The sequence below is a fragment of the Ruicaihuangia caeni genome, from assembly GCF_029952955.1.
In the GTDB taxonomy this organism is placed as follows: domain Bacteria; phylum Actinomycetota; class Actinomycetes; order Actinomycetales; family Microbacteriaceae; genus Ruicaihuangia; species Ruicaihuangia caeni.
Genome location: NZ_JASATX010000006.1, coordinates 86,119 through 96,706 on the forward strand (window position 1 = coordinate 86,119; position 10,588 = coordinate 96,706).

Sequence of the window (10,588 nt, forward strand, 5' to 3'; positions counted from 1 at the left end):
GCGTCAGCCCGCGTTCCGAGCGCGCTCGGCCTGGTCGAGCAGCGCCTCGACCTCCGAGACCGTCGGAATGGGCTGTGTCGAGGGCCCGATCGGATTCATCACGTCGGCCTGCACGTGGTCGACGAGCGTCGACAGCATCTGCACGGCATCGTCCACGACCTCGGTGCTGCGCGAATCGGTGCCGTGCAGCAGCCAGCGAGCCACGTCGAGTTCGGCGTACAGCGCCGCCCGGTGCCGCACCTGGCGGTCGGCTCCCGCTGTAGCGGCGGTGTACGCGTCGACCGCGGCCTCGGCGACGCCTGTGCCTCGCGCGGCCAGCAGCCAGGCCAGGTCGAGTGCGGGATCAGCCACCCGCAACGCGTGCCAGGAGATGATGCTCGAGACGGTGTCGCCCGAGAAACGCAACGCCCGCGATGAGAGCGCTCCGTGCACGACCGTCGGCTGGAACTGCCAGAGCGACTGGTCCTCGGTCGCCTTGCCCCAACGGTCGAGCAGCATGGCTGGCACGAGCCCGGTCGCGGCGGCTCGATCGACCACACTGACTGCCGACCGCAAGCATTCGATCGGTTCCTGCACCGGAAGCCCCGCCTCGGCCACGAAACTCGTGGGCAGAGCGTGCACGGCGGCGATAGCGCGTGCGGCGGCCTCGGCATCCGGAACGTGGAAGGCCGTCAGCGGTTTCGCTGTGCCGGCAGCGCACTCGTACACGACTGCGCGTGTGCCATCGACCGGCGCCTGCCCGAGCACTCGCGGCACATCGAAGGGAAGACGCGAGCGAACCCCTTGGCTCAGCGCGGCGAGCGCCAGAAGTTCCAGCGACTGCTCGGATTCGGCATGTGGGTGTCGCGGTACCCGCACCACTCGTTCGCCCGCGTCGGTGTGCAGCAGGGCCGAGGCGAAATCATCACTGGCACCCCACTCGACCGCACCGGCGCGGTTCACCTCGAGTCCGGGCACTGCCGCTGTAGCGACCGCGGCTAGAGTGAGATGGGTTCTGGCCATGCTCAACAGGGTAGGTCGCTCGGCCCGGTGGCCCGCCCCACGCCACGCCAATTCGACGACGCGGATCAGGATCACAGCATGACGCAATCGGTCTCACAGCGATTGCCCTTCGTGCGCTCCGAAGTCGACCGCGACCATGCGGCGCGATTCGACCAGGACCTCGTCGACCGGTTGTGGAACGACCCCAGTGCTCGAGTGCTGGTGGTCATGGACGGGCAGGCGCCCATTCAGGGCGCTGCGGCCCTGCGTCTGCTGCCGACTTCCGCGGTGCCGAGGATCGAACCGGTCGTCTACCTTGGCCGCACCCGCGCTGCGACACCCACCGAGCCGGTGGGCACTCCCGTGCTCGGCGTCTCGCTCAGCGGTGACCCCCACGCCGGGGTCGCTGCTCGGCTCGAGGTCGAGTGGGGGGCGCTGCGTTCGATCGCTCATTTGTTGAGCCCCCGTGATCTCAACCTGTTCACCGAAGCGGTCGCGATCTTCAATTGGCATGGGGCCCACGAGTTCTCACCGCGCTCGGGTCAGCCGACGACGGTGACCATGGGCGGCTGGGTACGAGTCGATCCGACGAACTCCGAGCACTTCCCGCGCACCGACCCGGCGGTGATCGTCGCGGTCACCGATCGCGATGACCGGTTGCTGCTCGGCAGCAATGCGATGTGGGAGCACAACCGCTATTCGCTGCTCGCCGGCTTCGTCGAACCCGGCGAGTCGCTCGAAGCGGCGGTGGAACGCGAGGTCTTCGAAGAGACCGGCGTACTGGTGACCGAACCCATGTACCTGGGCAGCCAGCCTTGGCCCTTCCCGGCGTCGCTCATGCTCGGGTTCACTGCGCGCGTGCACGACGATTGGAACGGTGCGACGGTCCCTGACGGTGAGGAGATCCTGGATCTTCGCTGGTTCAGTCGCGACGAACTCACGGCGGCCCTGCCGCAGTTGCTGCTTCCCGGTCCTTCCTCGATCTCCCGTGCACTCATCGAGCACTGGTACGGCGCGCAGATCGAAGACGGTTCTCGCCCGTGACGAGCGCGCGCCTCACCTCGGCCGACGATGTGCTGCGCGGCCTCGACGACGAGCAGCGACTCGCCGCTCGTGCGCTGCTCGGACCGGTGTGCGTGCTCGCCGGGGCGGGCACGGGCAAGACCCGAGCCATCACGCACCGCATCGCGTACGGCGTGGCCAGTGGGGTGTATTCGCCCTCGAGGGTCATGGCGCTGACCTTCACCAATCGTGCCGCGGGCGAGCTGCGTTCGCGGCTTCGCGCACTCGGCGCCACCGGGGTCGCGGCGCGAACATTCCACTCCGGCGCGCTGGCTCAGCTCAACTACTTCTGGCCCCAGTTCATCGGCGGAAGCATGCCACGCATCATCGACAGCAAGGCGCGCCTTCTCGCGCATGCTGCTGACTCGGTCAACATCAGGATCGACGCGGCCGCGCTCCGCGACATCGCCGGCGAGATCGAATGGCGCAAGGTGCGCCGGATGCCGATGGCCGACTACGAGGGCGTGCTCGCGTCACGTCCGGTGTCGGCGCACCTTGCGACGCAGACCGTGCTCGACCTGCATCTGGCGTACGAGCGGCTGAAAGACGAGCGACGGCTCATGGACTTCGAGGACGTGCTGCTCGTGACCTCGGGTCTGCTCGAGAGCGAGCCGCGTGCATTGGCGCATGTGCATGAGCAGTACCGCTTCTTCGTCGTCGACGAGTACCAGGATGTGTCGCCCCTCCAGCACGACCTGCTGCAACTGTGGCTGGGCGATCGTGACGACGTCTGCGTCGTGGGTGACGCCAGCCAGACGATCTACTCCTTCGCTGGCGCCTCGAGCGACTATCTGCTCGGCTTCGGCTCCCGCTACCCGGATGCGACGATCGTCAAGCTCGAGCGCAACTACCGGTCGACGCCAGCCATCATCGAGGCGGCGAATCGGCTGATGCGCGGTCGGCCGGGGGCGCTCGAACTGCACCCCGCAGAGCGCGCCGCGCAGGCAGCATCCAGTGGGAGCTCCGACCTCGAGATCGATGAGTTCCGCAACGACCACGCGGAAGCGCACGCCATCGCTGCGCGGATCACCGCGCTCATCGAAGCCGGTGAGCGCGCGGATGCGATCGCCGTGCTGATGCGCACCAATGCGCAGTCGGCCGTCATCGAATCGGCGCTCGCCGCAGCGGGAATCAGCGTGCGCACGCACGGCTCCACGCGGTTCTTCGACCTGCCAGAGGTCAAACGCGCCGTGCTCGAACTGCGCGGCTACGCGCTGTCGCGCCCGGCGGGGCCGCTGTTCAAGCACGTGAGCGACGTGCTGCGCCCGCTTGGCTGGTCACAGCATCCGCCGGAGGAACCGGGCGCCGCCCGCGACCGCTGGGAAGCGCTGAACGCGATCATGGGGCTCGCCGACGACGCCCCTGAGGGCACGACGCTCGACGACTTCGTCGCCGACCTGCTCGAGCGCCAGGCGGCTCAGCATGAGCCCGGACTCGCCGCCGTCACACTCGCGACCCTGCACAGCGCCAAGGGGCTCGAGTGGGACCACGTGTACCTCGTCGGCGCGGCCGAGGGGCTGCTGCCGATCAGTCACGCTCGCGATGAGCGTGGCGTGGAGGAGGAACGGCGGTTGTTCTACGTGGGGGTCACGCGCGCGCGGCGCTCGCTGCGGATCTCCTGGGCTCGCGACGGGCAGCATAGATCGGGGTCACGCTCGCCGAGCCGCTTCCTCCAAGATCTGCGCAGCCGCATTCCGGATGCCGCTCTATCAGACGCTCGCTGACCGAGCCCGTCGCCACCTCCACCAGGTACTGCACCGCTGTTGAAGGTGTGTCGGTCGCTCCCGCGGCTTGCTCGGCACGGTCGCGCCAGCGCTCGACGACCCTGGTGGTCAGGGCGACGGCCTCAGCGGTCACGAGCGGTGTCGCCGTGCGGCTCGCGCGCCCCCAGAGTTGGCTCGCGATCGCTGGCCAAGCGGCGTCGGCATCCGATCGATGGCGATCCAGGCAGTAAAGGCACGGCGTGGCGCCCGGCACCACGAGCGGACCGACGCTGGCGTACTCGGAGCCGAAGACGACCGGCAGATGCGGCACGTCGTCGCGCAGCCACCGACCGTGCTCGAGCGGAGGAATCACATGCTCGGCAACGACGATCGCGAGTTCGGGTGATCGAACCGCCGCTGTGGACGCCGACTCGCGCACCTGACCTTCCCCGCGGGCCTGCGGCCGCTCGACCGTCACCTCGCAGCCCTGGGCGATCAGCAGTTCGGCAAGCCGGTCGCGTGCCGCGACAGGTCCCGCGCCGACCACTCGCAATGCGGGGCTCGGCCGAGGACGCGCCATCAAGGGCTCGAGTCGCAGCAGCAGATCGTCGAGCAGCGCGTCGTCGCCACCGTGCGATCGCGCCACGATGGCGAGGCCGCCTCGGCTCGCGCCGCCCTCGAGTGCCGCGATGAGGCGTTCTTCAACCGGTTTCGGGTCGTCGAGCACGAGCGCCGCCCGTTCGGTGCCGAACTGGAGCGCGGTCGGGGAGCGCCACACGGGGGAGTAACGAGGATCGATTCGCAGGATCATGCCGGGATGATGCCCGGCCGTCCCCGTTCCGCGCAGAATCCATCCACGGATGACGGCCCCTCCGCAGCGCCACCGGGCAGCCGAGCGGACGGCCGTCGCCACGCGCCGGGCCGTGAACCACGAGGGTCCGCCCAGCGGCTCACGCCTCGTGCGGGCGATCCCCGGAGTCGTCGTTGAGCAGGTCCTCGATGGCCTGGTCGATGGCGTCGCGCTCGGGCTCGGTCTCCGAGAGCCGCGCGATGAGCCCTGCCGGGTCGTCGATGTCCTCGCTCGTCGGCATGATGTCGGGGTGCGCCCAGAGTTCGTCGCGGCGCTCGGGGCCAACCGCCGCTGTCACGGCGTTCCACATGGCGAGGGCCTCGCGCAGCCTGCGTGGCCGCAGCTCCAGCCCAACCAGCGCACCGAAGGCCGACTCCGCCGGCCCGCCGGTCGCTCGACGCCGACGCACGGTCTCAGCGATGGCGGCGGCCTTCGGCAGTCGACTCGTTGCAGCGGTCGTCACCACATCGACCCAGCCCTCGATGAGCGCGAGGGTGGTTTCGAGGCGCGCGAGGGCGGCCGTCTGCTCCTCCGTCTTCGGCGGGATGAGAGCACCGCTCGAGAGCATCTCGCGCAGTTGCTCCGGGTTGCTCGGGTCGATCTCTTCGGCGAGATCTTCGAGGTGTCCCGCATCGATGCGGATGCCGCGCGCGTAGTCGGCGATCGAGCTGATCACATGCAGTCGCAGCCACTTGGCGTGACGAAACAGGCGGGCGTGCGCGAGTTCCCGAGTGGCGAGATAGAGCGCGATCTCCTCCTCGGGGATGTCGAGACCCGCACCGAAGCCCTTCACGTTCTGGGGAACCAGGGCCGCGGTCTGCTCATCGAGCAGAGGGATGCCGATGTCGCCGCCCGAGACCACTTCTGTCGAGAGTTGGCCGACGACCTGCCCGAGTTGCATGGCGAAGAGCGTGCCGCCGACATTCCGCATGAGGCGGCTCGCACCGGCGAGCATCGAGGCGAACTCGTCGGGCGCCTGCTCGTTGAGCACTCGGGTCAAGGCCTCTGAGATGGAGGTGGCCACCGGCTCGGTCATCTGCTGCCACACCTGCATGGTGGCCTTCACCCATTCGGCGCGGCTGATGAGCTTCGGCGTGGTCGGGAGCTCGCCGACATCCGTCGCCTCGTCGAGCCAGAGGCCGGCGACATGCAGCGCCTGCTCGAGGCGCGCGCGCTCCTCGGGGAGCGTCACGACCGCGCTCCGCGTAGCGAGGTTGCTCGCCTGCTCCTCGGCGAGCGACCAGTTCACGCCTTCGTCACCGGCGGACTGCATCGAGGCCTGCAACTGCCGCATCAATTGAGCGAGCAGCGCAGGGTCGGCCGGCAATCCCGCGGCGCCGGCGAGCTTGGCCGGGTCGAAGTCGGGATCGCCTTGAAGAAAGGCACGGAGCAACTCGCGGAACTCCTCGCTCGGGTCGTTCCGGGGATCATCGGCCATGCCTCTACGCTAGCCGCTGCACCTGGGCGGCGCCCGCGCAATTGCTTCGCTCATTGTCATAGGCTGAGTGCTCGCGGCTGTGCGCCCGCGGCGCCCGCCGCGGCCGGCCGCTCGAGCCGAGGACAGCGTGGCACTCTTCACCGATCGAACCGATTCTGAGCGCGCCCGCTCGCGTTCCGGATGGTTCGGCTGGACCATGCTCGGCATCGGGATGGTCAGCGCGGCCGTGCTGTCGATGCTTCCAGCCCCTTACGTGATCGAGCGTCCCGGTCCGGTGTTCGACACCCTCGGCGTGGTCGAGACCCCGGCGGGCGATGTGCCGTTGATCGAGATCCCCGATGAGCCGACGTACCCGACCGAGGGTGCTCTCTCACTGTTGACCGTCAGCGTGGTGGGCACTCGCGAACGACCGCCGAGCTGGATCGAACTGGTGCCAGCCTGGTTCGACCCCACTCGCTCGGTCGTGCCGGTCGATTCGGTGTTCCCCGAGGGGCTGTCCCGCGAGCAGTCCGCCGAGCGAAGCCGCATCGAGATGGAGAACTCGCAGCGCGAGGCCATCGCTGCGGCACTGACCGAACTGGGCTACCGCTTCTCGAGCGTGCTCACGATCGCCGAGGTCATCCCGGGCGGCCCCGCCGACGGAAAGCTACAGGCCGGCGACGTGGTCGTGAGCTTCAACGACGAGACCTTCACCGATGTCACCGGCCTGCGTGCCGCGATCGCAGACAACGGCACCGACCGCGCGGGCGAGATGGTCGTGCGGCGCAACGGTGTCGAGCAGCGGGTCGAGCTTCGCCCCGAGCTCAGCGACTCCGAGCCCGCGACTCCGATGGTCGGGGTGTATGTCGGAAGCGAGTACGAGTTCCCCTTCGAGGTCGACATCCAGCTCGAGAATGTCGGCGGTCCCAGCGCCGGCATGATGTTCGCCCTCGGCATCATCGACAAGCTCACCCCGGGGGCGCTCAACGGCGGCGAAGCCGTGGCGGGAACCGGAACCATCTCCGCCACCGGCGCTGTCGGGCCGATCGGCGGCATCCGTCAGAAGATGTATGGAGCCAGGGATGCCGGAGCCGAATGGTTCCTCGCGCCGTCGGCGAACTGCGACGAGGTCACCGGGAACGAGCCCCACGGTTTGTCGGTGTTCCGAGTCGACACGCTCGATGATGCGCTCGACGCCCTGCGTGGTATCGCCTCGGGGGATGTCGCCGGCCTGCCGGTGTGCACTGGCTGAACTGTCGGTCAGCCGTGATGCGGCGTCGATAGGATGGGGAGCCACCCGAGTGTCGCAGTTCGCTAAACCGCAGTAAACCGCAGCCTGGAGCGCCGTCTTGACGTCAACAGCATCCCCACCCGCCAACAAATCACGCCGGACGATCGCGATCACTGCCGGTGTGCTCGCCGCGCTGGTGGTGTTGTTCTTCGCGTTCTCCGGCCTCTACACCGACGTGCTCTGGTACAACCAGCTCGGCTTCCTCCCGGTGCTCACCACCGAGTGGATCGCGACCGCCGTGATGTTCGCGATCGGCTTCCTGGGAATGGCGCTTCCTGTCTGGGTGAGCATTCAGATCGCCTTCCGCTGGCGCCCTGTGTACGCGAAGCTCAACGCCCAGCTCGACCGCTATCAGCAACTCATCGAGCCGCTCCGGCGTCTCGCCATGTGGGTCGTGCCGGTCGTATTCGGCATCTTCGCGGGCCTCGCCGCCGCCAGCCGCTGGCAGGTGGCCCTGCAGTGGCTGCACCGCACGCCGTTCGGCGAGACCGATCCGCAGTTCGGTCTCGACATCGGCTTCTACATCTTCGAGCTGCCCTTCTACCACGGCGTGGTCGGCTTCGCCTCGGCGGCAGTGCTGATCTCGGCGCTCGCGGCCCTCGCCACGAGCTACCTCTACGGCGGCATCCGTGTGAGCGGTCGCGAGGTGCGCATCTCCCGCACGGCTCGGGTCCAGCTCGCCGTCACGGGCGCTGTCTACCTGGCCCTGCAGGGCCTGAGCCTGTGGCTCGACCAGTACGCCACGCTCTCCAGCCCCTCCACGGGCTACCTGCAGACCGGCGCCGGCTTCACCGAAGTGAACGCCATCATTCCCGGCCGAGCCATTCTCGCGATCATCGCGGGGCTCGTCGCCGTGTTGTTCATCGTCACCGCTGTGATCGGCCGGTGGCGACTTCCCATCGTGGGCACTGCGCTGCTCATCGTGGCGAGCCTCGTGGTCGGGGTCGGCTATCCCTTTGTCATGCAGCGCTTCCAGGTCGACCCGAACGAGCGTGTCGTCGAGGCCGAGTACATCCAGCGCAACATCGACGCGACCCGGGCCGCGTACGGGGTCTCCGATGTGCAGGAGGTTCGCTACAACGCAGTGACGGATGCTGAGCCCGGCGCCCTGCGCACCGACGCTCAGACCACCGCGAACATCCGCATCATCGACCCGGCGCTCGTCAGCGATGCGTTCGGGCAGTTGCAGCAGTTCCGCAACTACTACGACTTCGCCAACCACCTCGACGTCGACCGCTACGAGATCGACGGCAAGGTGACCGACACCGTCATCGCGGTCCGCGAGCTCAACCAGCGCGGTCTGTCGGAGTCGAACTGGTACAACGACACGGTCGTCTACACCCACGGCTATGGAGTGGTCGCCGCCTACGGCAACCAGCGCTCGGTCGATGGGCAGCCCGTGTTCCTCGAGGCCGACATCCCCTCCACCGGCGCACTGGGCGACTACGAGCCGCGGGTCTACTTCGGCGAGCAGTCGCCGCTGTACTCGATCGTCGGCGCGCCCGAGGGCAGTGCTCCCGTCGAGTTCGACTTCCCGGCGGGCGGTGCCGATGAGGAGAGCTCGCAGGACGCGAACACCACGTTCAAGGGCGACGGCGGTCCGAAGCTCGACAACTTCTTCAACCAGCTCGTGTACGCGATCAAGTTCCAGTCGGAGCAGATCGTGTTCTCAGACGCGGTGAACTCCGAGTCGCAGATCCTCTACGATCGCAACCCCCGCGACCGCGTCAAGAAGGTCGCGCCGTACCTGACCCTCGACAACGACGCGTACCCCGCCGTGGTCGATGACCGGCTCGTGTGGATCGTCGACGGCTACACCACGAGCGCGTCGTATCCATACTCGCGGGTGGAGCAGCTCTCCGATGTGATCGCCGACACGAACACACCGCGTCCCGTGGTCGCGTTCGACGACATCAACTACATCCGCAACTCGGTGAAGGCGACCGTCGACGCGTATGACGGCAGCGTGACCCTGTATGCCTGGGATGAGGAGGATCCGCTGCTGCAGACCTGGCAGAAGATCTTCCCCTCGTCGCTGCATCCGATCACCGATATGAGCGCCGACCTGATGGCGCACGTGCGCTACCCGGCCGACCTGTTCAAGGTGCAGCGCTCGATCCTCGGCACCTATCACGTGACCGACCCGACCACGTTCTTCTCGAACAACGACGCGTGGGTCGCGCCGAACGAGCCGACGGCCACGGGGCAGAACCCCCCGCTGCAGCCGCCGTACTACCTGACCATGCAGATGCCGGGGGAGGATTCGCCCGCGTTCTCCCTCTACTCGACGTTCATCCCGCGAGGCACGGCCGAGTCGACTCGTAACGTGCTCTTCGGCTACCTCTCTGTGAACGCGGATGCCGGGTCGACACCGGGCGAGATCTCGGAGAATTACGGCAAGCTCACCCTGCTCAACCTGCCCAAGCAGAACACGGTGCCCGGCCCAGGTCAGGTGCAGGCGAACTTCAACGCCGACCCGACCGTGTCGCGAGAGCTCAACCTGCTGCGACAGGGCGAGACCGAGGTGCTCAGCGGAAACCTGCTGACCTTGCCCGTCGGCGGCGGATTGCTCTATGTGCAGCCGGTCTACGTGAAGTCGAAGACCGAGACGGCGTACCCGCTGCTGCAGAAGGTGCTGGTCGCCTTCGGTGACGGCATCGCCTTCGAAGACACGCTCGACGCGGCGCTGGATGCCCTGTTCGGCGGCGACTCAGGCGCCCCCGCCGGTGACAGCGATGTGCCTGCTGAGCCGACGACCCCCGGCACGCCGACCGAGCCCGGCACGCCTGCCGAGCCCGGCACGCCGACACAGCCGAGCACTGAGCTCGACCAGGCGCTGCAAGACGCGGCTCAGGCCCTCCGCGACCGTGAGGCCGCCTACGCGAGCAACGATCTCGTTGCTGCGGCCCAGGCCGATCAGCGGCTGCAGGACGCGCTGGAGCGTGCGATCGCCGCGTCCGGCGATCAGTAGTCGGAGTCGCGGCGCCGCAAGCAGCGGGCGCACGTGTGAAGGGCGGATGCCGGGGGTGACCTCCGGCATCCGCCCTTCGTCGTCATCGACGAGCTCGCGCGTGCGACGCGTCTGCTCGATTCGACGCCCGGGAGACGCTCTGGTAAGCTCGTAATCACGACGCGGGGTGGAGCAGCTCGGTAGCTCGCTGGGCTCATAACCCAGAGGTCGTAGGTTCAAATCCTGCCCCCGCAACCATGTGATGTCTCAAGACATCGTGAACGCTCCGAACCCACAATTTTGGGTTCGGAGCGTTTGTCATTTCGCTGTCGCC

Annotated in this window: 6 protein-coding genes, 1 tRNA gene and 1 pseudogene; 5 read left to right on the plus strand and 3 right to left on the minus strand. The window is 68.0% G+C overall.

Going from position 1 to position 10,588, the window contains the following annotated elements:
* Nucleotides 1–3 precede the first annotated feature (3 nt).
* Nucleotides 4–1,002, minus strand: a complete 999-nt coding sequence (locus QF206_RS11940; protein WP_281489465.1) for a phosphotransferase — start codon at nt 1,000–1,002, stop codon at nt 4–6.
* 78 nt (nt 1,003–1,080) lie between these two features.
* On the opposite strand from QF206_RS11940, the gene nudC reads away from it, so the two are divergent.
* Both nudC and QF206_RS11950 read left to right on the plus strand, forming a co-directional pair.
* On the plus strand, nt 1,081–2,025 hold the full coding sequence (gene nudC, locus QF206_RS11945; protein ID WP_281489466.1) for an NAD(+) diphosphatase: 945 nt from the start codon (nt 1,081–1,083) through the stop codon (nt 2,023–2,025).
* Complete coding sequence (locus tag QF206_RS11950; protein WP_281489467.1) at nt 2,022–3,767, plus strand: ATP-dependent helicase; 1,746 nt, start codon at nt 2,022–2,024, stop codon at nt 3,765–3,767. The genes nudC and QF206_RS11950 overlap by 4 nt, the downstream gene beginning before the upstream one ends.
* 4 nt (nt 3,768–3,771) lie before the next feature.
* Here the strand turns inward: QF206_RS11950 and QF206_RS11955 are convergent.
* Both QF206_RS11955 and QF206_RS11960 read right to left on the minus strand, forming a co-directional pair.
* A pseudogene (locus tag QF206_RS11955) lies at nt 3,772–4,557 on the minus strand (TOMM precursor leader peptide-binding protein); the annotation flags it as partial.
* 139 nt (nt 4,558–4,696) lie between these two features.
* The gene (locus tag QF206_RS11960) at nt 4,697–6,034 is read right to left on the minus strand and encodes a zinc-dependent metalloprotease (RefSeq protein WP_281489468.1); all 1,338 of its coding nucleotides are present in this window, start codon (nt 6,032–6,034) and stop codon (nt 4,697–4,699) included.
* 127 nt (nt 6,035–6,161) lie between these two features.
* Here QF206_RS11960 and QF206_RS11965 point away from each other — a divergent pair, with 127 nt between their 5' ends.
* The 3 genes from QF206_RS11965 (at nt 6,162) to QF206_RS11975 (ending at nt 10,512) form a co-directional block, all read left to right on the plus strand.
* Nucleotides 6,162–7,265, plus strand: coding sequence for a YlbL family protein (locus QF206_RS11965; RefSeq protein WP_281489469.1), 1,104 nt, complete (start codon nt 6,162–6,164; stop codon nt 7,263–7,265).
* A gap of 97 nt (nt 7,266–7,362) precedes the next feature.
* Nucleotides 7,363–10,275 carry a UPF0182 family membrane protein gene (locus tag QF206_RS11970; RefSeq protein ID WP_281489470.1) on the plus strand — a complete coding sequence of 971 codons (2,913 nt, stop codon included), beginning with the start codon at nt 7,363–7,365 and terminating at the stop codon, nt 10,273–10,275.
* A 160-nt stretch (nt 10,276–10,435) separates the two neighbouring features.
* Nucleotides 10,436–10,512, plus strand: a tRNA-Met gene (locus QF206_RS11975).
* Nucleotides 10,513–10,588: the final 76 nt, after the last annotated feature.